This window comes from Streptomyces sp. NPDC006335 (assembly GCF_040612795.1).
Classification (GTDB): Bacteria; Actinomycetota; Actinomycetes; order Streptomycetales; family Streptomycetaceae; genus Streptomyces.
Genome location: NZ_JBEXQX010000002.1, coordinates 1,042,544 through 1,067,118, shown reverse-complemented (window position 1 = coordinate 1,067,118; position 24,575 = coordinate 1,042,544). Strand labels below are relative to the sequence as shown.

The 24,575-nt window shown below is 70.8% G+C and carries 20 protein-coding genes and 3 pseudogenes; 13 read left to right on the top strand and 10 right to left on the bottom strand.

Annotation, left to right across the window (positions count from 1 at the left end; all coding sequences use genetic code 11):
- From ABZ098_RS10855 to glgB, 4 genes and pseudogenes are all read left to right on the top strand, one after another.
- Positions 1 to 684, top strand: a pseudogene (locus ABZ098_RS10855) (alpha-1,4-glucan--maltose-1-phosphate maltosyltransferase); the annotation flags it as partial.
- Positions 681 to 2,381 (top strand): maltose alpha-D-glucosyltransferase, encoded by a 1,701-nt coding sequence (gene treS / locus ABZ098_RS10850; protein WP_356589319.1) that lies wholly within the window; start codon positions 681 to 683, stop codon positions 2,379 to 2,381. The pseudogene ABZ098_RS10855 and the gene treS, both read left to right, overlap by 4 nt.
- A 96-nt stretch (positions 2,382 to 2,477) precedes the next feature.
- On the top strand, positions 2,478 to 3,866 hold the full coding sequence (locus tag ABZ098_RS10845; RefSeq protein ID WP_356589317.1) for a maltokinase: 1,389 nt from the start codon (positions 2,478 to 2,480) through the stop codon (positions 3,864 to 3,866).
- A 32-nt stretch (positions 3,867 to 3,898) separates the two neighbouring features.
- Positions 3,899 to 6,619 carry a 1,4-alpha-glucan branching enzyme gene (gene glgB / locus ABZ098_RS10840; RefSeq protein ID WP_356589315.1) on the top strand — a complete coding sequence of 907 codons (2,721 nt, stop codon included), beginning with the start codon at positions 3,899 to 3,901 and terminating at the stop codon, positions 6,617 to 6,619.
- 132 nt (positions 6,620 to 6,751) lie between these two features.
- Here glgB and ABZ098_RS10835 read toward each other — a convergent pair whose 3' ends face one another.
- The 5 genes from ABZ098_RS10835 to ABZ098_RS10815 form a co-directional block, all read right to left on the bottom strand.
- Entirely contained in the window at positions 6,752 to 8,140 is a 1,389-nt protein-coding gene (locus ABZ098_RS10835) for a cytochrome (protein ID WP_356589313.1), read from the bottom strand.
- Between the two features lie 54 nt (positions 8,141 to 8,194).
- Positions 8,195 to 10,435, bottom strand: coding sequence for a UvrD-helicase domain-containing protein (locus tag ABZ098_RS10830; RefSeq protein WP_356589415.1), 2,241 nt, complete (start codon positions 10,433 to 10,435; stop codon positions 8,195 to 8,197).
- A 167-nt stretch (positions 10,436 to 10,602) separates the two neighbouring features.
- On the bottom strand, positions 10,603 to 10,935 hold the full coding sequence (locus tag ABZ098_RS10825; RefSeq protein WP_356589311.1) for a thioredoxin domain-containing protein: 333 nt from the start codon (positions 10,933 to 10,935) through the stop codon (positions 10,603 to 10,605).
- On the bottom strand, positions 10,932 to 11,360 hold the full coding sequence (locus ABZ098_RS10820) for a MerR family transcriptional regulator (RefSeq protein ID WP_356589413.1): 429 nt from the start codon (positions 11,358 to 11,360) through the stop codon (positions 10,932 to 10,934). Before ABZ098_RS10820 ends, ABZ098_RS10825 begins: the two co-directional genes overlap by 4 nt.
- 29 nt (positions 11,361 to 11,389) lie before the next feature.
- Complete coding sequence (locus tag ABZ098_RS10815; RefSeq protein WP_356589309.1) at positions 11,390 to 11,899, bottom strand: Lrp/AsnC family transcriptional regulator; 510 nt, start codon at positions 11,897 to 11,899, stop codon at positions 11,390 to 11,392.
- 45 nt (positions 11,900 to 11,944) lie between these two features.
- Here ABZ098_RS10815 and ABZ098_RS10810 point away from each other — a divergent pair, with 45 nt between their 5' ends.
- The gene (locus ABZ098_RS10810; protein WP_356589307.1) at positions 11,945 to 12,856 is read left to right on the top strand and encodes an NAD-dependent epimerase/dehydratase family protein; all 912 of its coding nucleotides are present in this window, start codon (positions 11,945 to 11,947) and stop codon (positions 12,854 to 12,856) included.
- Between the two features lies 1 nt (position 12,857).
- Positions 12,858 to 13,753, top strand: a pseudogene (locus ABZ098_RS10805) (aldo/keto reductase).
- Positions 13,754 to 14,234: 481 nt separating this feature from the next.
- On the opposite strand, the gene ABZ098_RS10800 reads toward ABZ098_RS10805, so the two are convergent.
- The gene (locus ABZ098_RS10800; RefSeq protein ID WP_356589305.1) at positions 14,235 to 14,891 is read right to left on the bottom strand and encodes a maleylpyruvate isomerase family mycothiol-dependent enzyme; all 657 of its coding nucleotides are present in this window, start codon (positions 14,889 to 14,891) and stop codon (positions 14,235 to 14,237) included.
- Between the two features lie 94 nt (positions 14,892 to 14,985).
- Between ABZ098_RS10800 and ABZ098_RS10795 the strand changes: the two genes are divergently transcribed.
- Complete coding sequence (locus tag ABZ098_RS10795) at positions 14,986 to 15,426, top strand: MarR family transcriptional regulator (protein ID WP_356589303.1); 441 nt, start codon at positions 14,986 to 14,988, stop codon at positions 15,424 to 15,426.
- Positions 15,427 to 15,504: 78 nt separating this feature from the next.
- Entirely contained in the window at positions 15,505 to 15,978 is a 474-nt protein-coding gene (locus tag ABZ098_RS10790) for a hypothetical protein (RefSeq protein WP_356589301.1), read from the top strand.
- Here ABZ098_RS10790 and ABZ098_RS10785 read toward each other — a convergent pair.
- From ABZ098_RS10785 to ABZ098_RS10775, 3 genes and pseudogenes are all read right to left on the bottom strand, one after another.
- Entirely contained in the window at positions 15,944 to 16,741 is a 798-nt protein-coding gene (locus tag ABZ098_RS10785; RefSeq protein ID WP_356589299.1) for a DUF2127 domain-containing protein, read from the bottom strand. The genes ABZ098_RS10790 and ABZ098_RS10785 overlap by 35 nt on opposite strands.
- 77 nt (positions 16,742 to 16,818) lie before the next feature.
- Complete coding sequence (locus ABZ098_RS10780) at positions 16,819 to 16,956, bottom strand: hypothetical protein (protein ID WP_356589417.1); 138 nt, start codon at positions 16,954 to 16,956, stop codon at positions 16,819 to 16,821.
- Between the two features lie 12 nt (positions 16,957 to 16,968).
- Positions 16,969 to 17,347, bottom strand: a pseudogene (locus tag ABZ098_RS10775) (MFS transporter); the annotation flags it as partial.
- Between the two features lie 64 nt (positions 17,348 to 17,411).
- Here ABZ098_RS10775 and ABZ098_RS10770 point away from each other — a divergent pair.
- Positions 17,412 to 18,029, top strand: coding sequence for a TetR/AcrR family transcriptional regulator (locus ABZ098_RS10770; protein WP_356589297.1), 618 nt, complete (start codon positions 17,412 to 17,414; stop codon positions 18,027 to 18,029).
- Positions 18,030 to 18,161: 132 nt separating this feature from the next.
- Here the strand turns inward: ABZ098_RS10770 and ABZ098_RS10765 are convergent, their stop codons facing one another.
- A complete protein-coding gene (locus ABZ098_RS10765; protein ID WP_356589295.1) occupies positions 18,162 to 19,535 on the bottom strand; it encodes a cation:dicarboxylase symporter family transporter in 1,374 nt (457 codons plus the stop codon).
- Between the two features lie 230 nt (positions 19,536 to 19,765).
- Between ABZ098_RS10765 and ABZ098_RS10760 the strand changes: the two genes are divergently transcribed.
- The 4 genes from ABZ098_RS10760 to ABZ098_RS10745 all read left to right on the top strand — a co-directional run bounded on the left by ABZ098_RS10760 (position 19,766) and on the right by ABZ098_RS10745 (position 24,574).
- Complete coding sequence (locus ABZ098_RS10760; protein WP_356589293.1) at positions 19,766 to 21,574, top strand: sensor histidine kinase; 1,809 nt, start codon at positions 19,766 to 19,768, stop codon at positions 21,572 to 21,574.
- Positions 21,571 to 22,257 (top strand): response regulator, encoded by a 687-nt coding sequence (locus ABZ098_RS10755; protein WP_356589291.1) that lies wholly within the window; start codon positions 21,571 to 21,573, stop codon positions 22,255 to 22,257. The genes ABZ098_RS10760 and ABZ098_RS10755 overlap by 4 nt, the downstream gene beginning before the upstream one ends.
- A 98-nt stretch (positions 22,258 to 22,355) precedes the next feature.
- Positions 22,356 to 23,717, top strand: coding sequence for an extracellular solute-binding protein (locus ABZ098_RS10750; protein ID WP_356589289.1), 1,362 nt, complete (start codon positions 22,356 to 22,358; stop codon positions 23,715 to 23,717).
- Entirely contained in the window at positions 23,714 to 24,574 is an 861-nt protein-coding gene (locus ABZ098_RS10745; RefSeq protein WP_356589287.1) for a sugar ABC transporter permease, read from the top strand. Before ABZ098_RS10750 ends, ABZ098_RS10745 begins: the two co-directional genes overlap by 4 nt.
- Position 24,575 lies beyond the last annotated feature (1 nt).

Genomic DNA, 24,575 nt, shown 5'->3' with positions numbered 1-24,575 from the left:
TACCTGACGGAGCTGTCCGGTGAGGCGGCCTCCTACATGCGGCCGAACTTCTTCGCCAACACCCCCGACATCCTGCACGCCTTCCTCCAGCACGGGGGCCGGCCCGCGTTCGCGCTGCGTGCGGTGCTGGCGGCGACCCTCTCGCCGACCTGGGGCATCTACTCCGGCTACGAACTCGCCGAGAACACCCCGCTGCGGGAGGGCAGCGAGGAGTACCTCGACTCGGAGAAGTACCAGATCAAGGCCCGCGACTGGGACACCGACGACACCCTCGCCCCCCTGATCACCCAGCTCAACACCATCAGGCGGGACAACCCGGCCCTACGGCAGCTGCGCGACCTCCACTTCCACCACGCGGACAAGGACGAGGTGATCGCGTACTCGAAGCGGAGCGGCTCGAACACGGTTCTGGTGGTCGTGAACCTCGATCCGCACCACACCCAGGAGGCCACGGTCTCGTTGGACATGCCGCAACTCGGCCTGGAATGGCACGAGTCGGTGCCGGTGCGCGACGAGCTCACCGGTGAGACCTATCACTGGGGCAGGGCGAACTACGTGCGACTTCAGCCCGGCGGGGCACACGTCCTCGTGGTCGGCCGGGGGCCGGGGGGACACCCCCCGGGTGAGCACAGCGGCGTCCTGCGACCGTCCACCCCGCAGATCGGAGGGTCACCCACAACATGATCGTCAACGAGCCCGTCCACGACACCTTCGAGGACACCCCCGCCAAGGACCGGGACCCGGACTGGTTCAAGCGGGCCGTCTTCTACGAGGTCCTCGTCCGCTCCTTCCAGGACAGCAACGGCGACGGCGTCGGCGACCTCAAGGGACTGACCGCCAAACTCGACTACCTCCAGTGGCTGGGCGTCGACTGCCTGTGGCTGCCGCCCTTCTTCAAGTCACCGCTCAGGGACGGCGGCTACGACGTCTCGGACTACACCGCCGTCCTCCCGGAGTTCGGTGACCTCGCCGACTTCGTGGAGTTCGTCGACGCCGCCCACCAGCGCGGCATGCGGGTCATCATCGACTTCGTCATGAACCACACCAGCGACCAGCACCCGTGGTTCCAGGAGTCCCGCAAGGACCCCGACGGCCCCTACGGCGACTACTACGTGTGGGCGGACGACGACAAGCAGTTCCAGGACGCGCGGATCATCTTCGTCGACACCGAGGCCTCCAACTGGACCTTCGACCCGGTCCGCAAGCAGTACTTCTGGCACCGGTTCTTCTCCCACCAGCCGGACCTCAACTACGAGAACCCGGCCGTCCAGGAGGAGATGATCTCCGCACTGCGGTTCTGGCTGGACCTGGGCATCGACGGCTTCCGGCTCGACGCCGTGCCGTACCTGTACCAGCAGGAGGGCACCAACTGCGAGAACCTTCCGGCAACCCATGAGTTCCTGAAGCGGGTCCGCAAGGAGATCGACGCCTCCTACCCGGACACGGTGATCCTGGCGGAGGCCAACCAGTGGCCGGAGGACGTCGTCGACTACTTCGGCGACTACGAGTCCGGCGGCGACGAATGCCACATGGCCTTCCACTTCCCGGTCATGCCCCGCATCTTCATGGCCGTGCGCCGCGAGTCCCGCTACCCCGTCTCGGAGATCCTCGCCAAGACCCCGGCCATCCCGCAGAACTGCCAGTGGGGCATCTTCCTGCGCAACCACGACGAGCTGACCCTGGAGATGGTCACCGACGAGGAGCGCGACTACATGTGGGCCGAGTACGCCAAGGACCCACGGATGCGCGCCAACATCGGCATCCGGCGCCGGCTCGCCCCCCTGCTCGACAACGACCGCAACCAGATCGAGCTGTTCACCGCCCTGCTGCTGTCCCTGCCCGGCTCGCCGATCCTCTACTACGGCGACGAGATCGGCATGGGCGACAACATCTGGCTCGGCGACCGGGACGCCGTCCGCACCCCGATGCAGTGGACACCGGACCGTAACGCGGGATTTTCCTCCTGTGACCCCGGGCGGCTGTACCTGCCGACCATCATGGACCCGGTCCACGGTTACCAGGTCACCAACGTCGAGGCGTCGATGGCGTCGCCCTCGTCGTTGCTGCACTGGACCCGCCGCATGATCGAGATCCGCAAGCAGAACCCGGCGTTCGGCCTCGGCTCCTACACCGAGCTGCCGTCCTCCAACCCGGCGGTCCTGGCCTTCCTGCGGGAGTACGAGGACGACCTGGTCCTGTGCGTCCACAACTTCTCCCGGTTCGCGCAGCCGACGGAACTGGACCTGAGCGCCTTCAACGGACGGCACCCGGTGGAGCTGTTCGGCGGGGTGCGGTTCCCGGCCATCGGTGATCTGCCGTACTTGCTGACCCTCGGCGGGCACGGGTTCTACTGGTTCCGGCTCCGCAAAGAAGCCGCTTAGCCGACGAGGACTCCGGCGGGGCGGTTTCCACCGCCCCGCCCGGGGCACGCATCAGTAACACCCCGACCAGCCAGCCCGGGGAAAGGACGCCACGCCATGTCGGAAGCCGTCACCCGTACCGCCACGACAAGTCCAGGCCTCCTCGCCTCGCTTGATCCACTCCTGCGCGAGTGGCTGCCACGGCAGCGCTGGTTCGCGGGCAAGGGCCGCCCGGTCACCGGGTTCTCCCTGGTGGCGGTCACCGAGCTGCTGCCGCCCACCGCCAAGCTCGGCCTGTACCACCTGCTGGTCCGGGCCCACCAGCCGCTCGCCGTGGGCGCCCCGCCGCACCCCGGCGACTGCTACCAGCTACTCATAGGCGTGCGCGAGGCGCTGCCGCCCCGGCTCGCGCCCGCGCTGATCGGTCATGTCGAGGAAGGCCCGCTCGCCGGCCGCACCGCGTACGACGCCCTCCACGACCCACTGCCCGCCGAACTGCTCCTGGAGGCGATCCGCTCCGGGACCCGGATCGGCGGGCTGTGTTTCGAGCGGGACCCCGACCAGGAGATCCGTGAGGGTCTGGTGGCCCGGGTGATGACCGCCGAGCAGTCGAATTCGTCGATCGTCTACGGAGATACGTTCATCCTGAAACTCCTGCGCCGGGTCGTGCCCGGCGTCAACCCCGACCTGGAGCTGCCGCTGGCGCTGGCCCGCGAGGGCTGCCCCCGGGTACCCGCGCCGACCGGGTGGCTGCGGGCGGAGCTGGCCGGTGAGCCGTACACCCTCGGAGTGCTCCAGCCCTTCGTGCAGGGCGCTTCGGACGGCTGGGAGCTGGCCCTGCGGGAGCTCGCCAAGGGCGAGGACTTCAGCGGCGAGGCGCACGCGCTGGGGCGGGCCACCGCCGAGGTGCACACCGCGCTGGCGCGCGCGCTGCCGACCGTGACGCTGGGCCACCAGCAACTGCAACCGCTGGTCGACGGCATGATCGAGCGGCTGGAGGCGGCCGTACAGGCGGTCCCCGCGCTACGGCCGCACGCGCCGGGCCTGCGCTCCGCGTTCACCGCGCTGGGCGATCTCGCCGCCGAGGGCTCCACCTGGACCGCGCAGCGCATCCACGGCGACCTGCACCTCGGCCAGTGTCTGCGCTCGGCCGCCGGGCACTGGTCGCTGATCGACTTCGAGGGCGAGCCGTCCAAGCCGCTCTCCGAACGCCGGCTGCCGCAGCCCACGGCCCGGGACATCGCCGGGATGCTGCGCTCCTTCGACTACGCGGCACACTCGACCGACCTGCCGGTACCCGGCTGGGCCGAGGCGTGCCGGGCCGCGTACTGCACCGGATACGCCGAGGTCAGCGGAGTGGACCCGCGGACCGATCCGGTGCTGTTGCGCGCGTACGAGACCGACAAGGCGATCTACGAGGTCGTCTACGAGGCCCGGCACCGCCCGGACTGGCTCCAGGTGCCGATGGCCGCGGTCGCGCGGTACGCGACAACCGACCTGATCTGACCGACCCGACTCCCGCCGAGGAGGCTCCACCTGTGACTCCGCCCACCCCCAGCGGTTCGGAACCGAAGAAGACTGCGCAGAAGAAGGCCGCGGAGAAGACAGTGACCAAGAAGGCGTCGGCGAAGAAGGCGGAGCCGGTGGCCCGGAAGGCACCCGCGAAGAAGGCCGGCGCCGGGAAGACGGGTGTCGGTACGGCGGCGGCCGAGACGGCCCGGGCCGTGAAAGCCGGTGCCGAGAAGATCGGCGCCGAAGCGGCCGATGCCGTGAAGGCCGTCGCCGGGAAGGGCGGCGCTGAGAAGGCCGTGGCCAAGAAGCCTGCCGCCAAGAAGGCCGTCGCCAAGAAAGCCCTGGTCAAGGAGGCGGCCGTCGACAAGCCTGCCGTGAAGAAGGCCGCCGCGAAGAAGGCCCCCGCGAGGAAGGGCGCGGCCAAGAAGGGCGCGGCCAAGAAGGTGGCCGCCAAGAAGACCGTGCCGCCGGAGGTGGCCGCCGCGGCGGCCGTGGTGGAGCCGGTCGCGGCAGCGGGGGACTCCGCTCCCGCCCTGGTTCCGCCGTCGGAGACGCCCGTCTCGCCCGCCATGGACGCCGGTGACCGGGAGCGGCTGCTCTCCGGCACCCATCACGACCCGCACGGCGTCCTCGGCGCGCACCGGGTTCCCGGCGGGGTGGCCTTCCGGGTGTTCCGCCCGTACGCCCGGGGTGTCACGGTCGTGGCCGGGGACCTGCGGGCCGAGCTGCAGGACGACGGCGACGGCTTCTTCTCCGGTCTGCTGCCGTTGTCGGAGGTCCCCTCCTACCGGCTGCTCGTGGCGTACGAGGAGTCGGTCCAGGACACCGAGGACGCGTACGCCTTCCTGCCCGCGCTCGGCGACCTCGACCTGCATCTGATCGGCGAGGGCCGGCACGAGCAGTTGTGGACGGCGCTGGGCGCGCGGCCCATGACCCACCAGGGCGTCACGGGCACCCGCTTCACGGTGTGGGCGCCGAACGCGCGCGGGGTCCGGGTGGCCGGCACCTTCAACTTCTGGGACCCCTCGGCGTTCGCGATGCGCTCGCTCGGCGCCACCGGGGTGTGGGAGCTGTTCGTGCCCGGGGTCGGCGAGGGCGAGCTGTACAAGTTCGAGATCACCCGCCCCGACGGCTCCAGGACCCTGCGCGCGGACCCGCTGGCCCGCCGCACGGAGGTCCCGCCCAACACCTCCTCGATCATCCACGCCTCGCACCACGAGTGGCAGGACGAGGAGTGGCTGGCGAACCGGGCGGCCGGAGCACCGGCCCACGAGGCCCCCTTCTCGGTCTACGAGATCCATCTCCCGTCCTGGCGCCCCGGCCTGACGTACCGTCAGCTCGCTGAGCAACTGCCCGCCTACGTCAAGGACCTGGGCTTCACCCACGTCGAGCTGATGCCGGTCGCCGAGCACCCCTTCGGCGGCTCCTGGGGCTACCAGGTCACCGGGTTCTACGCGCCCACGGCACGTCTCGGCACCCCCGACGACTTCAAGTACCTCGTCGACGCGCTCCACCAGGCGGGGATCGGCGTACTGATGGACTGGGTGCCGGCGCACTTCCCGCGCGACGACTGGGCGTTGGCGGAGTTCGACGGCCGCACCCTGTACGAGCACGAGGACCCGCTGCGCGCGGCCCACCCCGACTGGGGCACGCTGGAGTTCGACTACGGGCGCCGGGAGGTGCGCAACTTCCTGGTGGCGAACGCCGTGTACTGGTGCGAGGAGTTCCACATCGACGGGCTGCGCGTGGACGCGGTCGCCTCGATGCTCTACCTCGACTACTCGCGCGAGCCGGGCCAGTGGATCCCGAACGTGCACGGCGGCCGGGAGAACCTGGACGCGGTGGACTTCCTCCAGGAGATGAACGCGACGGTGTACCGGAGGGTCCCCGGCGTGGTGACCATCGCGGAGGAGTCCACGGCCTGGGACGGCGTGACGCGCGCGACGCACCACATGGGCCCCGGGGGCTTCGGCGGCCTCGGCTTCGGCCTGAAGTGGAACATGGGCTGGATGCACGACTCGCTGGACTACATGGCCCACGAGCCGGTGCACCGCAAGTACCACCACCACGAGATGACGTTCTCGATGGTGTACGCGTACAGCGAGAACTACGTGCTGCCGATCTCCCACGACGAGGTCGTCCACGGCAAACGCTCCCTGGTGTCGAAGATGCCGGGCGACTGGTGGCAGCAGCGGGCCGGACTGCGCGCCTACCTCGCCTTCATGTGGGCGCACCCGGGCAAGCAACTCCTGTTCATGGGCCAGGAGTTCGCCCAGGGCGCGGAGTGGTCCGAGGCGCACGGTCCCGACTGGTGGCTCCTCGACCCGGCGTACGGCGCCGAGGCCGACCACCGGGGCGTCCGCGACCTGGTCCGGGACCTCAACGTCGTGTACCGCCACACCCCGGCCCTCTGGCAGCGCGACACGGACCCCTCGGGCTTCCAGTGGATCGTGGGCGACGCGGCCGAGGACAACGTCTTCGCCTTCCTCCGCTACGACGCGGACGGCTCGCCCCTCCTGGCGGTCTCCAACTTCTCCCCGGTGGTCCGCCCGGGCTACCGGCTGGGCGCCCCGGACGACGTCCCGGCCTGGCTGGAGACCCTGAACACGGACACGGCGAGGTACGGAGGCGGTGACGTCACCAACCCGGACGTCGTGAAACCGGACCCGACTCCCTGGCACGGCCGCCCGGCCAGCATCCAGGTCACACTGCCGCCGCTGGCGACGGTGTGGCTGCGGCCGGCGTAAGCGGCCCGAAGGCCAGGTCCTCGAACGCCGGACGCGCTGAAATCAGCCTCTCCGGCGTTTGAGGAGCGGGGGTCGAAGGGGGCGGAGCCCCCTGGGGACGGGACGGGTAGGGGCGGAGGGGGCGAAAAGCTCTCAGCGGACGCCGAACATCAGCCTGCGCAGAATCGCCAGCAACCCGCGGGGTTCGTGCTCCGCCGCCGGAGTCACCGACGGCGTCGCACGCCGGGGCACGGCAGGCACCCCCGCCCCCAACTCGTAGCGCACGGGCAGCAACCGCAGCCCCCGCACCACCGGCCCCGACCGCCAGGGCAACTGATCCGGTGGCAGGGTCAGCTCCGCCCGGACGAAGTGATCCAGCACCCTCCCCACCGCGGTCGCCACGATCATCCCGCCCAACTCCCGTGCCGCGCTGGGACATTGGTGCGGACCCGCGCCCCACCCCAGATGCGCCCGGGTGGACACCGCCGACCCCACCAGGTGGGAGGAACCGATCGCCAGCAGGTCGCGGTGGGCGGCCGCGGCGGAGGGCGACACCGCGTCCCCCGCCCGCACCCACACCTCCCCCAACCGCACGTCCCGCGCCGCGAACCGGAAGCACATGTTGGCCACCGGAGGGTTCGCCAGCGCCGCCCGGTTGACCGTTTCTCCCAGTTGCCCGGCCGAGAGGCTCCGCCGGACCGTCGCGTTCCCCCGCAACACCTCCAGCAGGGTGTTGAGCACCATGTTCCCGGTGATGTCGTTCAGGTACACGGCGTTCATGAACAGCTCCCGGCCGAGCTGCTCGTCACTCAGCCCGGGGTCCGCGAGCAGCAGGTACGACGTGAGGTCGTCCCCCGGCCGTGCCCTGCGGTGCGCGGCGAGCCGGGTGAAGGCTCCCAGCGCACGGGCCGTCGCCGGCCCCGAGTCCGGTCCCCCGTCCAGCATCCGCCACAGGTCCATGACCAGTTCGTCGCCCAACTCCACGGGGCAGCCGAACAGCTTGGTCGTGACCATGAGCAGCAACGGCCGCGAGTACTGCGCCCCCAGATCCGCGAATCCCACGGACCCCGACTCCGCGGCCAGCATCCCGACCAGCTCGTCGGCATACCGTGCGACGGCGGCCCGCAGCTCCCACCCCTCCGGGCTCCGCGCGTCCTGGAAGGGGCTGAGTGCCGAGTGATGGGTACGCCGGGCCCCCAGGTGCTCCTCCTCGTCCATGAACATCATCTGCCGTACCTCGTAACCGGCCAGCAGCGGCCAGTCCCGCGGCAGCCGCCCCTCGGCCCGCGCCCGCCAGTACCGCACGTCCCGGCGCCACAGGTTCTCGTTCCGCAGCACCTCGGTGACCTCGGTGTACCCGAGCACCAGCCACACCGGCACGCCCATCAGACCGACCGGCGCGACCGGCCCGTAGGTGCGGCGCAGCCGTTCGTACACCGCGCCGGGGTCGACGTCGAACTCGGCGGTGAGCAGCGGCTCGACCGGCAGCGACCCGAGAGCGGGGCCGTCGGCCGGCGGGGTCGCGTGCGAGGGGGCTTCCATACGCACACGCTTACCGCACCGGCCGTGCACACGCAGTGACCATGGCGTGAACTGTTACGCCATGGTGATCCCTGGGACGGATGTGTCGACCAGGGCCTTCGGCAGCCGGCCCGTGTGCAGCACCCCCAGCCGCTGGGTCGCCCGGGTGAGCGCCACATACAGGTCGCTCGTGCCGTACAGGGCCGGCTCGACCACGAGCACGGAGTCGAATTCGAGCCCCTTCGACTGCCGGGGGTCGAGGAGCACGACGCTCCGCGTCAGGTCGGGTTCCGCGCCCGCCGTCACCCCGTCGAGCCGGGCCGCCAGCCTGCGGTGCAGATGGCGCGGGGCGATGACCGCGAGCCGGCCCTCGGCGGGGGTCAGCTCCTTCACCGCCTGCGCAACGGCGCCGGGCAGGTCGTCGGTGGCGCGCACCCAGGGCCGTACGCCGGTGGAACGGACCGAACTCGGGGGTTCGAAACCGGGGTCCTCCGCGCGCACCACGGCCGCCGCGAGCTCCATGATCTCGGCCGGGGTGCGGTAGTTGACGCCCAGCCTCGTGTGCTCCCAGCGGTCCTGGACGTACGGCTGGAGGATCTGCTGCCACGAGCCCACGCCCGCCGCCTCCGCGGTCTGCGCGGGGTCGCCGACCAGGGTCATCGAGCGGGTCGGGCTGCGCCGCATGAGCAACCGCCAGGCCATCGGGGAGAGTTCCTGCGCCTCGTCGACGATGATGTGGCCGAACGCCCAGGTGCGGTCGGCCGCCGCGCGCTCGGCGGCGCTGCGGTGGTCGTCCTCCTCCTGCCGTTCGGCGAACCGCTCGGCGTCGATGATGTCGTGTGCTGACAGGACCTCGGAGTCCTCCTCGTCCTTGTCGTCGAACTCGTAGGTGCGCGAGGCGTACGACACGTCGAGGACACCCTGCGCGTACGCGATCTGCGTCTCCCGCTCGCGTTCGGCCCGGGCCCGCGCCAACCGCTCGTCCACGCCGAGGAGTTCGGCCGCCTCGTCGAGCAGCGGCACGTCCGCCACGGTCCAGCCGCGGGTCACCGGGCGGCGGATCGCGGCCGCGTCCTCGTCGGGGAGGTAGCCCACCGGGTCGGCGAGGAAGTCGGCGACCAGTCGCTGCGGGGTCAGGCGCGGCCACAACTGGTCGATGGCGGCCCAGACCTCGGGGTTCTCGGCGAGTTCGTCGCGGATCTGGGTGATGTCGCTCGGGTCCAGCAGGTTCGTCCCGTCGAACGGGTCCGTGCCGATGCGTTCGGCGACCATGTCGGTGAGCGTGTTGAGGATGTGGCCCTCGAAGTGCTCCCGGGCCACGTTGTGCGGCAGCCGGGCCGCACGGGTCTTCTCGCGGGCGACCTTGACCAGCCCGTCGTCGAGCATGAGGATCTCGCGGTCGTGCTCGATGGCGATCACCGGGTCGGGCAGCGCCTGCCAGTCGCGTACGACGTCGGCGAGGACGTCCGCCATGGCGGCGCGCCCCTTCACCGCGGCCGCGGCGCGACTGTCGGTGGCCGTCGCCTTCACGCCGGGGAAGAGCTCCCCGACCGTCGCGAGGAGCACTCCGGTCTCGCCCAGCGAGGGCAGCACCTCGCCGATGTAGCCGAGGAAGGCGGGGTTGGGGCCGACGATGAGCACGGCCCGCTTGGCGAGCAACTCGCGGTGTTCGTACAGGAGATACGCGGCACGGTGCAGGGCGACGGCCGTCTTGCCAGTGCCCGGTCCGCCCTCGACCACCAGGACCCCGCGATGGGGTGCGCGGATGATCTCGTCCTGCTCGGCCTGGATGGTCTGCACGATGTCGCTCATGCGGCCGGTGCGCGCGGAGTTCAGCGCGGCGAGCAGGACGGCGTCGCCGGTCGGGTCCTCGTGGCCGGTGCGTTCCTGGTCGCCGAGGTCGAGGATCTCGTCGTGCAGGTCGGTCACCCGGCGGCCCTCGGTGCCGATGTGCCGGCGGCGGCGCAGACCCATCGGGGTGTGGCCGGTGGCCAGGTAGAAGGGGCGGGCGACGTCGGCCCGCCAGTCGATGAGGATCGGGGTGCGGTCGGCGTCGTCGGTGCGCAGTCCGATCCGGCCGATGTGGTGGGTGGTGCCCGAGGTGAGGTCGATCCGGCCGAAGCAGAGGGAGCCGTCGACCGCATTCAGCGCGGCCAGCAGCCCCGAGCGCTCGGCGACCAGGATGTCCCGTTCGAGGCGGGCCTGCATGGGGGTGTTGCCCTGGGCGAGCGCGTCCGTGACGGAGACCTCGGTGTCGCCGCGCAGGGCGTCCACATGTGCGTACAGCCCGTCGATGAATTCCTGTTCCTGCCGCAATTCATCGTCCGGAAAACCGGTGTTTGACAATTCCACTCCCGCCCGGATATACTGTGCTCACTGAGCTTCTTTGCGACTCAATATCTGCGAAGTCGCGAACCATTGAATATACGCAAAGAAATCCCCCGGGCGCAATCGCCCGGGGGATTTCTCTGTATTGCGTCAGCTCACAGGACGTCCGTCAGTTCCTCCAGCAGCCGCCGCTTGGGGCGTGCCCCCACCATCGAGCGCACCGGCTCCCCGCCCCGGAACACCATGAAGGTGGGCATCGACAGCACCTTGTAGGCGTTCGTGGTCAGCGGGTTGGTGTCGACGTCCAACTGGACCACCTTGAGCCGCTCGCCCTCCTCCGCGGCGAGTGCCGTGAGCACCGGCCCCATCTGCCGGCACGGCGGGCACCAGTCGGCGGTGAACTCCACCAGCACCGGCAGTTCCGCCCCGAGCACCTCCGTCTCGAAGTCCGCGTCCGTCACCTCGGCCACACCCGCTGCCTTGATCACCTGTGGTCCCCTCCCAGTTCGCACACCGGCTCCGGACCGCCCGGAACCTCCGCGTCGGCGGCCAGCTCGGCACGCGCCCGCTCGGCCCGCTCCAGCTGCTGCCCGACCTGGGCGCGCACGGCCTGCAACTCACCGATCAACGCGTCCAGTTCACCGAGCTTGCGCCGGTAGACCGCGAGCGAGGCGGGACACGAGTCCCCCTCGGGATGGCCGGCCCGCAGACACTCCACGAACGGCCGGGTCTCCTCCAGGTCGAACCCGAAGTCCTGGAGCGTCCGGATCTGCCGGAGCAGCCTCAGGTCGTCCTCGTCGTAGGTCCGGTATCCGTTGTGTCCGCGCCGCGCGGGCAGCAGACCCCGCGCCTCGTAGTAGCGCAGCGTCCGCGTGGTGGTCCCGGCCCGTGCGGCCAGCTCGCCGATTCGCATGTCCACGAACGTAGTCCTTGACGCCGACGTCAAGGCAAGAGCGGTTTGCGCTGCACCGGGGAGGTCAGCACGATCGACGTCGTCGTGCGGCCGAGGGCGGAGACCTCTTCGAGGATCTCCTCCAGGTGGACGGTGTCGCGGACGGCGACCTTGAGGATCCAGCAGTCCTCGCCGACCACGTGGTGCACCTCGGTGATCTCGGGGCGCTCCATCAGCTCCAGGGTCCTCGGGTGCCTCAGGTTGTAGCCGCCGTGCGGGTTGACCCGGATGAACGCCTGGATGCCGTAGCCGAGCCGGGCCGGGACCACATGGGCGCCGTAGCCGCCGATCACACCCGCCGCCTCCAGCCGCCGCACCCGCTCGGTGACCGCCGCCGGGCTCAGCCGCACCCGGCGGCCCAGCTCGCTGAGCTTGATCCGCCCGTCGGTCTGGAGGAGCTCCAGGATCTGCCGGTCGAGCGCGTCGAAGGCCACCGAGGTTTCGTCGGCGGCCGCTCGCAGATGCCGTGGTTCTTTCGGTGCCGTCGCCTGAACTCCCATGGTTCCCCCTTCAACAGGCGGATGTGCGCCGGGAGAATTATGGGCATGGAAACCCCACGAGAGGTACTGGTCATCGGCGGCAGCCGGTATTTCGGCAAGCGCCTGATCGCACGTCTGCTGGCGGCCGGCGACCGGGTCACGGTCCTCAACCGGGGCTCGTCCGCACCCCCTCCCGGGGCGGTCCACCTGGTCGCCGACCGCGACGACGAGAGTGCGCTGCGCGACGCGCTGGGCTCCCGCACCTTCGACGTCGTGGTCGACCAGGTCTGCTACACCCCGCGCCAGGCGGCGATCGCCCGCCGGGTCCTCGCCGGACGCACCCGCCGCTATGTGATGACCTCGACGGTCGAGGTGTACGAGTACGAGGACTCGATCGCCCTCGTACGGGAGGACGCCGTCGACCCGACGACCGTGTCCGTCGATCTCGCACTCCCCTGGGACGACCCCGCATTCCGCGACTCCCATTACGGCGAGGGAAAGCGCCAGGCGGAATCCGTGTTCTCGGTGGACCCCGCCTTTCCCTTCACGACGGTCCGCGTGGCCCACGTCCTCGGCGGGGACGACGACTTCACGGGAAGGCTCACCCACTACGCCGACCGTATCCGCACCGGCGAGCCCATCGCCGTCCCGGTCGACAACCAGCCCGCCACCTACATCCACGTCGAGGAAATAGCCGACTTCCTCGCCTGGACGGTGGGCCAGGACTTCACCGGGCCGGTGAACGCGGCCTCCCGCGGGCTGCTGGACACGGAGGAGCTGTGCCGGGCGGTGGCCGCGCACTTCCCCGAGGGGAAGACCCTCCTCCAGCTCGTCGAGCTCGGCGAGGTCTCACCGTTCTCCTTCGCCCGCTCCTACGGCATGGACAACGCCCGCGCCACCCGGCTCGGGTTCACCTTCGGCGACGTACGGCAGTGGCTGCCGCGGGCCGTGGCCGAGACGCTCGGAAAGGCGGCCTGAGATGCGGTACCGCGAGCTGGGCGGTCTGCGGGTGAGCGCGATCGGGCTGGGTGCGATGCCCCTGTCCATCGAGGGCGCCCCGACGAGGCCCGCGCCCTGGCCACGGTGCACGCGGCGCTGGACGCGGGCGTGACCCTGCTGGACACGGCGGACTCCTACCACCTTCCCGGCGCCGAGCCCGGCCACAACGAGCTTCTGGTGTCCCGCGCCCTCGCCTCCTACGGCGGTGACACCTCCGGCGTGCTGGTCGCCACGAAGGGCGGCCGGGGGCGGCCCGCCCACGGCGACTGGACGGTGGACGGAAGCCCACGGCATCTCAAGGCCGCCGCCGAGGCCTCGCTGAAGCGGCTCGGGGTCGAGGCGATCGGGCTGTACCAGCTCCACAAGCCCGATCCCCGCGTCCCCTTCGAGGAGTCGGTGGGCGCGCTGCGGGAGCTGCTCAACGAGGGCACGATCCGGCTCGCCGGGATCTCCAACGCGTCCGTGGCGCAGATCCGTACGGCACGCGGCATCCTCGGGGACCGGCTGGTGTCGGTGCAGAACCGGTACTCCCCCGCCGTACGCGACAGCGAGCCCGAACTGCGGCTGTGCGCGGAGCTGGGCCTCGCCTTCCTGCCGTGGAGCCCGCTCGGCGGGATCTCCCGCAGCTCCCTGGACGGCCCGTCGGGGTACGCGGGGCACGCGGAACCCCGGGGCTCCTTCCACGAAGTCGCCGAGGAGCACGGCGTCAGCGCCCAACAGGTCTGTCTGGCCTGGCTGCTGGCCAAGTCCCCGACCGTGATCCCGATCCCGGGGGCGACCCGTCCCGCGACGATCCACCGGGACTCGGCGGGGGCGGCGGAACTCGTGCTGAACGCGGCCGAGCTGTCCCGCCTGGACCGGGCCACCCGGGGCTAGCCGGCACTGGGTCATTGGGGGCCGGCCGGCACCGGCCACGGGGGTCTGGCCGGGATCGGCCACCAGGGCCTGGCCGGCACCGGGCCGTTGACGTCAGCGTGGCGGGGGGCCGTAGTGGCTCAGGGATGCGGCAGCCGGGGGCGGAGCCGAGGTGGACACCGCCGTAGAACTGCGGGCCCTGGGCCCTGGGCCCAGAACCCAGGGCTCCGGGTCCGAGGCCACGACGCGTTGACGTGTCAGGGCGCCGCCCAGGCCGACGGGGCACGTTGGACGTGGGGGCGGGGGCGTCAGCCGTGAGCGCGCCAAGAACGCCTTCTGGTCCGGCACGGACTCGGCCCCCAGGCGAAGGCCCCGCCCCACACCTCGGCACTGGTCCCCGCGCGTCGGCACAGGCCTCCACGGCGAGCGGCCCCGCACACGGTTGGCGCAGGCACCCCCACCCTCGCAGCGGACCGCCGCCCACCACCTCCCCGCACCCCCGTCACCGGGAAGCCGTGACCCCCGTCCACGGCTCCCCGGTGCGCTCGGCCCACTGCCGGGCCGCTTCCGGGCGGCCGGTGAGCAGCAGGAGCAGGGAGGTGATCGGACCGCGGATCTCCTCACCCGACCCACGCGTCCACTCGATGTCGGTGGCGACGAGCCGTGCCTTCGGCAGGGGCCAGGGGCGCGGGGGGAACCGCATGGTCCACACCCGGTCGGCGGCGTCCCGGGCGGCCGCCGGCGGCACCGCGCGCTCACGGCCGAGGGCGAGGGCGATGTCCTGGCCGTGGACGAGGAGGTCGAGGAGGGGTTCGCGGGGCGAGGTGGTCGGTGCGAGGCGCCGGAAACCGATGATCGAGCGCAGGTTGGCGACGATCTCGGTGACCGGCAGCTCCGCCTCGCGGACCGCCGAGTCGTGGATCATCCGGTTCCAGTTCCCCCGGGCTCGGACCATCTCCCGTACGACCTGGCCGTAGGAGAAGCGCGCCGCGATCGTGAGATGCGCGGCGACCTCCCGCACCCGCCAGTCCCCGCAGCGTGTGCGCGTCTCCCACTCCTCAGGGCCCAGGCTCTCCAGCAGGTCGGCCAGGCTCGTCCGCTCCTGGTCGACGACCTGCCAGAGCTCGTCGGTGTCCAGCACTGCACCCACGGCGATCACCCACTCAAGTGGTAAGCTTCTCTGACCAAAGTAGTCAGAGACTCTGACCAATGTCAAGCAGTGTGAGTTCGAACGGCACGAGGGAGCGTCGACGATGGTGGCGGAGAGCGAGCTCAACACGGGCGTGCTCCTTTTCCTCCCGTACCGGGCCCTGGAGAATCGAATCTTCGCCGCGCTCGCGGAAGCCGGTTTCGACGACTTCACGCCCGCTCAGGCCCGGGTCATGCAGCGGATCGGCCCCGACGGCACCCGGCTGACGGAACTGGCCGAGCAGGCCCAGATCACCAAGCAGACCGCGGGGTTCCTGGTCGACCAGCTGGAGAAGGCGGGCTATGTCACCCGCGTCCCGGACCCGACCGACAAGCGGGCCCGGCTGGTGCGCGGCGCGGCGAAGGCGTGGGCGGCGAAGGAGGTCGCCGACGGTGTGGTCGCGGAGGTGGAGCAGGAGTGGAGGGAACACCTCGGTGCGCGTCGCATGAAGCAGCTGCGTGAGGCACTGACCCTGCTGCGGGAGATCACGGATCCGTGGGCCTAAGGTATGCCCGGACCTGACCAGGCGGGACCAGATCAGACCGGACCTGACCGGACCGGACGGGAAAGAGGGAGGGAAGCCGTGGCGACCCCGTCGTGGTGGGACGAAGTGGTGGGCGTCAGCGAGGTCCTGGCGGACGCCGACCGCGCGGAGATCGAGCGCTGGCGCCGCCCCGGGAGCGAGGGCGCCCCGGACGACGTGCCACCCCTGACGGTCCGGCTCGGCACCCTCGGGCGGGTCTACGCCCAGCACTCGACCGAGACCGGGGCTCACACCCCGCACCCCTCACGAACCCAGGGCCATGGCCGATCGGAGCCCGGATTCAGCCAGGCGCAGACCCGGGAGCTGTTCCGGCTGCTGGAAGACGTCCTGTCGAACGGCGGCGACGCGGACGGCGACGCCGTGGCCACCGGCTTCTTCGAGGCCCTGCTCAACGCCTGGGACGCCGGCTTCGACCTGCGTGCCGTCTGGCCCGCCCTCGGCCCGGACTCGCGCGCCTACTGCCGGGCCTGGAACGACTTCACGGGTGTCGAGACCCCTGACTGGATGCGCTGAGCTCACGCAGCCCACCGGCCTCCTCGACCTCCAGCAGCGAAGCGCTCTGCCGTTCCGCCTCGAAGGCCCGGTGGCCGCCGCGCAGGCCGAACAGGCGCTTGGCCAGGAGGATGTAGAGGACGGCGAGGATGTTGAGGAACAGCGTGCCGATCTTCAACCAGCTGACGCGCTCGGTGAGTTCGTAGATCTCCAGCGGGAGGAACGCGGCGGTGGCGACCACCGTCAGGTACTCCGCCCAGCGCTTGGCGTACCAGAGACCGACCGCCTCGACGAGCTCGACGAGGGCGTACGCCAGCAGCAGCGCGGCCACCAGGACGAGGGTGCCGTGCCGGTACCCGAACGTCTTCTGGACGGTGCCGACGACCGGCGAGTGGTCGAGGTCGTAGTGGAAGTGCCGGAACACCGGCCGGAAGACGTCCAGGTACTCGTCGAAGAGCCGGCGCACCGCGTCCTGGCTGTTGCTGAACTTCCACACCGCCGCCGCGGCCAGCACGATGAACACCCCTCGCACCGCCCGCTCAACCGCGAGGAAGCGCAGCACGAACAGGTCCCTGAGCACCGGGCCGCGCGGCACGAGGGGCGCGTGGTCCGCGGGCCCCGAGCCGTGCGGCTCCCCGAGGGCGAAGTCGCCGCAGCGCAGACAGCGCCAGGCGGCGCCGAGGGCGGTGTCGGCGTACAGCCGCTGGCGCAGGCGGGGTTCGTCCGGCGCGTACGTCACATGGCCGCGGCGGGCGCACGTGCGCCGGTCCCAGTCGATCTTCATCCCCCGTGCGCCTCCGAAACCAAGAGCGTGCCGTCCGGGGACGGCACGCTAGTGGGGCGGGGTAAGAGTTCGGTGAGTCAGCGGGCGCCGACCAGTTCCTTGTCCTCCTGGCCCTCGGGAGCCGGCTCCGCGGTCTTGCGGCCCGGCAGCAGCAGCGCCACCAGGACCGTCCCGACACCGAGCACGATCACTCCGATCAGGCTGGTGTGCGCCACCGCGTCCGAGAAGGAGATCGCCTTGGCGCGCTCACGCGCGGGAAGGTCGCGGCGAGCAGGGACAGCGTGGCCGGCATGATCATCGCGGCGCCGGTGCCCATCACCGCGCGGGCCGCGATGACGGTCGTGGCGCTGTCGGCGAAGGAGCCGAAGACCGCGCCGCCGCCGAACACGCCGAGGCCCCCCACTTCCTTAAGGGCGTGGGAGGTGCCCCCAGAGGTCGGCGCTGGACAGCCCGAGGTCCTCGGTCATGTCGGGGGGCCGCGACCGTGAGGGCGGTGTTCGCCATCACGATGATCAGCAGGCTGAGGCAGAGGACGAGGAGTGCCCACCAGCGGCGGGCGTAGGGGCACTCCATCTTCTCGACCGGTTCGGTCATGACGAGCCGCATGGCAGGGGTGGCCTCCCTCAGCAGACTTGCACAGTGATGTGCAAGTCCAGTCGGGAGGGGCACAATGACGGCCATGACCACGGGCCACTCCAGCCGCGCCGACGCCAACCGCCGCCGCATCCTCGACATCGCGCTCGCCGAGCTGCTGCGCGACCCCGACGCGTCCATGGACCGGATCGCGCGCGCCGCGGGCGTCGTACGGCGGACCGTGTACGGCCACTTCCCGAGCCGTGAGGCGCTGATCGGCACGCTCGTCGACGGGGCCGTGGAGGCGGTGGCGGCCGCGCACGCGGCGGGGCAGGAGGGGATCGAGGATCTGGCGCAGGCCGTGGCGGGCTCCGTGCTCGCGGTCTGGGAGGTCGCCGACCGCTATCGCATCCTGGTCTCGCTCGCCCAGCGCAGCGTCACCGTGCAGGGCATCCGGGAGCGGCTCGCGCCCGTGCGCGCGGCCTGCACCGAACTGCTCCAGCGCGGCCTGGACGAGGGCGTCTTCGTCTCCCCGCTGCCCGCTCCCGCGCTGGCGTACGTCCACGAGCAGATGATGTTCGCGGTGATGGAGGCGGTGAACGACGGGCTGCTGGACGCGCAAGAGGCGGGCCGCGCCACCGCGGTCACCGTTCTGACCGCGGCGGGCGTACCCGCCTCTCTGGCCACCGCACTGGTGGCGAAACTGAGCGACTGAACCTTTCGGAAAGGGGCCCGGGCGGCCGAGCTACGGGGGAGTACTCGGCCGCCCGGGGCGGGAGCCGGGCCCGGGTTCAGGTCGGGCCCGACCCGGCTCTGTGTGGCCCTGGGGCCATCGGCGTCCGGCCGCTCAGGCCTTGGCCAGCTCCTTCTCGCCGCCCTGCTCGGGGATGTCCGCCGGGACGTCGTCGTCGTGGTCCAGGAGCGTCTTCTCGTCGAAGGGCAGGTGACCGGCGAGCACCTGGTCGACGCGCTCGCGGTCGATCTCCTTGGTCCAGGTGCCGATCAGGACGGTGGCGACGGCGTTGCCCGCGAAGTTGGTCAGGGCGCGCGCCTCGCTCATGAAGCGGTCGATACCGACGATCAGGCCGATGCCGTCCACCAGGGCGGGCTTGTGCGACTGGAGACCGCCGGCCAGGGTCGCGAGGCCGGCGCCGGTGACACCGGCGGCGCCCTTCGAGGCGACGAACAGGAACAGCAGCAGCGGGATCTGCTCGCCGATGGACATCGGGGTGCCCATGGCGTCGGCGATGAACAGCGAGGCCATGGTCATGTAGATCATGGTGCCGTCGAGGTTGAAGGAGTAGCCGGTCGGGATGGTGATGCCGACCACCGGCTTGCTGACGCCCAGGTGCTCCATCTTCGCGATGACCCGCGGCAGCGCGGACTCGGAGGAGGAGGTCGACAGGATCAGCAGGAACTCACGGCCCAGGTACTTGAAGAGCGTCAGGATGTTCAGGCCGGCCACGAGCCGCAGCAGCGTGCCGAGCACGATGAAGACGAACAGCACGCAGGTGGTGTAGAAGCCGACCATCAGGAGCGCGAGGTCCTTGAGCGCGTCCACGCCCGCGGAGCCTACGACGGCGGCCATCGCGCCGAAGGCGCCGACCGGGGCGGCCCACATCACCATCGCGAGGACCCGGAAGACGAGCCGCTGGATGTGCTCGACACCGCGCAGGACCGGCGCTCCGACCGGACCCATGGCCTGCAGCGCGAAACCGACGAGCAGGGCGATCAGCAGGGTCTGGAGCACCTCGCCCTCGGTGAAGGCGGAGACGAACGTGGTCGGGATGATGCCGAGCAGGAACTCGGTGGTGTCCTTGGCCTCCGCGTCGACCTGTGCGTGGCCGACGTCCTTGACCGCGTCGGTGACGGCGAGGCCGGTGCCCGGGTCCAGGATGTTGCCGACGACCAGGCCGATGCCCAGCGCGACCAGCGACATGATCGTGAAGTAGATCAGCGCGATACCGCCGACGGCGCCGACCTTGGCGGCCTTCCGTACCGATCCGATACCGAGCACGATCGTGCAGAAGATGATCGGCGAGATCATCATCTTGATCAGGTTGACGAACCCGGTGCCGATCGGCTTCAGCTCGACCGCGAAATCGGGCGCGACCAGACCGACGGTGATACCGAGGGCGACCGCGACGATCACCGCGATGTAGAGGTAGTGAGTGCGGTCTTTTTTGACTGTGGGTGCCGTATCGGGGGTGCTGGCGGCCACGGCTGCCCTCCTTGACGTCTTCGTCGGCATGACCGGCGTGCGGCTCACGTCCGGGCTTTTGAAGGAATGCCGTGACTATCTCCCGCCCTGTGAGGGCGGTCACCCTTCCGTTCATTGAGTTCACCGGGAAGCGTCGGGCAGGGGTGCGTGAAGCGTCGGCCAGGGGCGCGCGGAAACCGGCTGGCCCGCGAGGGGAGCGGTCAAAATCGGCCATGGGGCAGACTGACGGCATGCGCATACCCGTACCGAGACCCCGGAGCCTGGCGGCCCAGCTCTTCGCCATGCAGGCCGTGCTGATCACCGTGGTCGTGGCGGGGTACGCGCTGTTCACGTACGTCAGTGACCGGGGTCAGGCCGAGGACGCGGCGCGCAGTCAGGCCAGGGCGGTGGCGCGGGCGGTCGCGGACTCGCCGTCCGTGCGCGAGGCGATCGGTACGCCGAGACCCACGGTCGAACTCCAGCCGTACGCGCTCAGGGTGATGGCCGACACCGACGTCGACTTCGTCACGATCATGAGCCCGCAGGGCATCCGCTGGACCCACCCCGACGAGAAGCAGATCGGCAAGCACTTCCTCGGCAACACCGAGCGCGCGCTCAAGGGCGAGACCTTCACGGAGACCTACACCGGCACCCTGGGCGCCTCGGTACGGGCGGTCACCCCGGTCAAGGACGACCAGGACCACGTCATCGGCCTGGTCAGCGCCGGCATCCAGGTCGAGAAGATCAGCGAGCGGGTGCAGGGCCAGCTCACCGCCCTGCTCGCCGTCGCGGGCAGCGCGCTCGCACTCGGCGCCATCGGCACGTACGTCGTCAACGCCCGCCTGCGCCGCCACACCCACGGCATGAACGCGGCCGAGCTCAGCCGGATGCACGACTACCACCAGGCCGCCCTGCACGCCGTGCGCGAGGGGCTGCTGATGCTGGACGGGCAGTACCGTGTCGCGCTGATCAACGACGGCGGACGGGAGCTGCTGGGGGTGGCCCCGCAGGACGGGGTGATCGGGCGGTCGGTCGCGGACCTCGGGCTGCCGGCGCCGCTCACGGGCGCGCTGCTCTCCTCGGAGCCACGGGTCGACGAGGTCCATCTGACGTCCACCCGGGTCCTGGTCGTCAACACCTCCCCGGTCTCCGGCGGCGAGCAGCGCGGCACGGTGGTCACCCTGCGCGATGTGACCGAACTCCAGTCCCTGATGGGCGAGCTGGACTCCGAGCGCGGTTTCACCCAGGCGTTGCGCTCCCAGGCCCACGAGGCGGCGAACCGGCTGCACACCGTCGTCTCCCTGATCGAACTGGGCCGCGCGGAGCAGGCGGTGGACTTCGCGACCGCCGAACTGGAACTGGCGCAGGCGCTGACCGACCAGGTCGTGGCGGCGGTCGGCGAGCCCGTCCTGGCCGCCCTCCTGCTGGGCAAGACCGCGCAGGCGAACGAACGGGGCGTGGAGCTGGTCGTCTCGGAGGACAGCCGCCTGGACGACGGACTGCTGCCGGAGAGCCTCCCGGCCCGCGACCTGGTGACGATCCTCGGCAACCTCATCGACAACGCGGTGGACGCGGCCCAGGGCAGTGTGCGGGCACGGGTGACGGTGACGGCGTACGCGGCGGGACCGGAGGGCGGGGCGGGAGTCGCCGGCTCGGCCGGCCGGGGACTGGTCCTGCGGGTCTCGGACACCGGCGCGGGCGTCGATCCGGCCCATGCCGAGGCGGTCTTCCAGCGGGGCTTCTCGACGAAGCCGGCGGGTCCGGGCGGACGCGGGCTGGGCCTGGCGCTCGTACGGCAGACGGTCAACCGCTGCAAGGGAACGCTGACCGTGACGGAGGCCGAGGGCGGCGGCGCCGAGTTCGAGGTACGGCTGCCCCTGGGGAACGAGTCCGAGGACCCCGAGAGCGCCCGGGGTCCAGGGGGCTCCGCGGCCACGGAAGACCCGACGGCCCCGGACGACTCCCCGCCCTCCGACGGCGCCCCCGTCGCCGACAGCCCTCCACCCCCCGACGGCGCCCCCGTCCTCGACCGTGCCGCGGTCCCCGGAGGCGACGTATGACCACCCAGCAGCCCATCCGTGTCCTGGTCGTCGAGGACGACCCGGTCGCCGCCGACGCGCATGTCCTGTACGTCAACCGCGTGCCCGGCTTCACGGCCGTCGGCAAGGCCCACACCGGCGCCGAGGCCCGTCGTCTCCTGGACCGTACGCCCGTCGACCTGCTGCTGCTCGATCTGCACCTGCCGGACGGGCACGGCCTCCAGCTCGCCCGTTCGCTGCGCGCGGCCGGGCATCAGGCGGACGTGATAGCGGTGACGTCGGCCCGGGACCTGACGGTCGTCCGCGAGGGCGTCTCGCTGGGGGTCGTGCAGTACGTGCTGAAGCCGTTCACCTTCGCCACCCTGCGGGACCGGCTGATCCGGTACGCGGAGTTCCACGCGGCGGCCGGTGAGGCAAGCGGTCAGGACGAGGTGGACCGCGCGCTGGCCACGCTCCGGGCGCCGGGCCCGGCCGCCCTGCCCAAAGGGCTCAGCGCCCCGACCCTGGAGCGGGTGACGGTGGCCCTGCGGGACTGCGCGGAGGGCCTCACGGCGACCGGTCTGGCCGAGGTGGTCGGCATCTCCCGGATCACCGCCCGCCGCTACCTGGAGCACCTGGTCGACGCGGGCCGGGCGGCCCGCAGTCCGCAGTACGGGACCGTGGGACGGCCCGAGTTGCAGTACCGGTGGGTCAGGAACCCGTAAGTCCGAGCTGCTGCACGCTCATTGACGGGACTAGACCACTCCTCTTACGTTCACACGGCAGCCGTCCCGGCCACAACGACGTGAGCCCGTAGGAGGACATGCCCGTGCGCCCCACCGCCGTACTCCCCTCCCTGCTCGCCACCGCCCTCGCCGCGTCCGCCCTCACCGCCTGCGGCGGCGGTTCCGGCAGCGATCCGGACACCGTGAAGGTCTCCTTCAAACAGTCCACGGACAACTCCGTCCATGTGATGGACGACTATCTCGCGGACATCAAGAAGCAGTTCGAGAAGGCCCACCCCGGCAAGAAGGTCGAGCTCGTCCCGATCAAGGCCCCGGACTCGGAGTACTACACCAAGCTCCAGCAGATGCTCCGCTCCGCGAAGACCGCGCCCGACCTGGTCTACGAGGACACCTTCCTCATCAACTCCGACATCACCAGCGGATACTTGAAGCCACTGGACCCCTATCTCCCGAAGTGGCCCGACTGGAACCGGTTCATCGACACCGCGAAGGCCGCCGCGAAGGCCGAGGACGGCAAGACGTACGGCGTCCCGGACGGCACGGACACCCGGGGGCTCTGGTTCGACAAGGGGATCTTCGCCAAGGCGGGCCTGCCCGCGGACTGGCAGCCCAAGACCTGGGACGAGGTCCTCGACGCCGCCCGCACCATCAAGCGCAGGGTCCCGGACGTCACGCCCCTCAACGTCTACACCGGCAAACCCGCGGGCGAGGCCGCCACCATGCAGGGCTTCGAGATGCTGCTCTACGGGACCGAGGACCGGCTGTACGACGACTCCGCCAAGAAGTGGATCGCCGGCAGCCAGGGCTTCAAGGACGCCCTCTCCTTCGTCGAGACGGTCTACCGGGAGAAGCTCGGCCCGGACGTCTCCACCGCCCTCGACCCCAACATCCAGACCATCGTGCGCGGCGACCTGCTCCCCAAGGGCAAGCTCGGCATCAACCTCGACGGCTCCTGGCTCCCGCAGGACTGGCTGCCCGGCAGCGGCCACGAATGGCCCGAGTGGTCCAGCGAGTTGGGCCTCGCGTACATGCCCACCCAGCACGGACAGGCCCCCGGCAAGGTGAGCATGTCCGGCGGCTGGACATGGTCGGTGCCGGCCAAGGCGGGCAACCCCGACCTCGCCTTCGAGTTCGTCAAGACGATGCAGACCAAGGCCAACGCCCAGAAGTGGTACGTCGCCAACTCCGGTATCGCCGTACGCGAGGACGTGGCCGCGGACCCGGCGTACGCCAAGGCCCAGCCCGGCATCAAGTTCTTCACCGATCTGGTCGCGAGCACCCACTACCGGCCCGCCTACCCGGCGTATCCGAGGGTCTCCACCGCGATCCAGGAGGCGATGGAGGGCGTGACAACCGGTGACGTCCCCGTCGAGGAGGCGGCCAAGGCCTACGACGACGCGCTCAAGGAGGCCACGGACAACCAAGTGATCGAAAAGTGACCCCGCGCTCCCTCACCCGCGCCCTCCCCCTCACCCCCGCGCTCGTCCTGCTGCTCCTCTTCCTCGCCGGGCCGATCGCCTACTGCGCCTGGATCGCCTTCACCGACCTTCAGTTGACCGGACAGGCTCAGTCGTCGTTCGTCGGCTTCGAGAACTTCCGTACGGCGTTCCGGGACGAGGAGTTCCTCAACGCCGTATGGCTGACACTGGTGTTCACGGTCGTGTCGTCCCTGGTCGGCCAGAACACCCTGGGCCTGGCCCTCGCCTCGCTGATGCGGCGCGCCTCGAAGCCGGTGCGTACGCTCACCGGGGGCATCGTCATCACGGCGTGGGTGCTGCCGGAGGTGGTCGCGGGCTTCCTCCTCTACGCCTTCTTCCGCAAGGAGGGCACCCTGAACGCGCTGCTGGACCTGCTCCATCTGCCGTCCCAGAACTGGCTGTTCACCCTGCCGATCCTGGCGGTGTCCTTCGCGAACGTGTGGCGCGGCACGGCCTTCTCCATGCTGGTCTACACGGCGGCCCTGAACGAGATCCCGAAGGAGATCACGGAGGCCGCCGAGGTCGACGGCGCGGGTGGCTGGCGGCGGATGTGGCACATCACCCTGCCGATGATCCGGCGCTCCATCGGCACGAACCTGATGCTCAACACCCTCCAGACCCTGTCGGTCTTCGGGCTGATCTGGGTGATGACCAGGGGCGGCCCGGGCGACAGGAGCCAGACCCTGCCCCTGTTCATGTACGAACAGGCCTTCCAGAACAGCATGATCGGCTACGGCACCGCGGTGGCCCTGCTGCTGCTCCTGGTGGGGTCGCTCTTCTCCCTGGTCTACATGCGCCTGCTGCGGACGGAGGTGTGAC

Excerpts from the sequence above, each read along its gene's own strand:
- treS (WP_356589319.1), top strand. The coding sequence starts at position 681 with ATGATCGTCAACGAGCCCGTCCACGACACCTTCGAGGACACCCCCGCC.
- ABZ098_RS10845 (WP_356589317.1), top strand. The coding sequence starts at position 2,478 with ATGTCGGAAGCCGTCACCCGTACCGCCACGACAAGTCCAGGCCTCCTC.
- ABZ098_RS10835 (WP_356589313.1), bottom strand. The coding sequence starts at position 8,140 with ATGGAAGCCCCCTCGCACGCGACCCCGCCGGCCGACGGCCCCGCTCTC.
- ABZ098_RS10820 (WP_356589413.1), bottom strand. The coding sequence starts at position 11,360 with ATGCGAATCGGCGAGCTGGCCGCACGGGCCGGGACCACCACGCGGACG.
- ABZ098_RS10815 (WP_356589309.1), bottom strand. The coding sequence starts at position 11,899 with ATGGGAGTTCAGGCGACGGCACCGAAAGAACCACGGCATCTGCGAGCG.
- ABZ098_RS10810 (WP_356589307.1), top strand. The coding sequence starts at position 11,945 with ATGGAAACCCCACGAGAGGTACTGGTCATCGGCGGCAGCCGGTATTTC.
- ABZ098_RS10795 (WP_356589303.1), top strand. The coding sequence starts at position 14,986 with ATGGTGGCGGAGAGCGAGCTCAACACGGGCGTGCTCCTTTTCCTCCCG.
- ABZ098_RS10785 (WP_356589299.1), bottom strand. The coding sequence starts at position 16,741 with ATGAAGATCGACTGGGACCGGCGCACGTGCGCCCGCCGCGGCCATGTG.
- ABZ098_RS10770 (WP_356589297.1), top strand. The coding sequence starts at position 17,412 with ATGACGGCCATGACCACGGGCCACTCCAGCCGCGCCGACGCCAACCGC.
- ABZ098_RS10760 (WP_356589293.1), top strand. The coding sequence starts at position 19,766 with ATGCGCATACCCGTACCGAGACCCCGGAGCCTGGCGGCCCAGCTCTTC.
- ABZ098_RS10755 (WP_356589291.1), top strand. The coding sequence starts at position 21,571 with ATGACCACCCAGCAGCCCATCCGTGTCCTGGTCGTCGAGGACGACCCG.
- ABZ098_RS10750 (WP_356589289.1), top strand. The coding sequence starts at position 22,356 with ATGCCCGTGCGCCCCACCGCCGTACTCCCCTCCCTGCTCGCCACCGCC.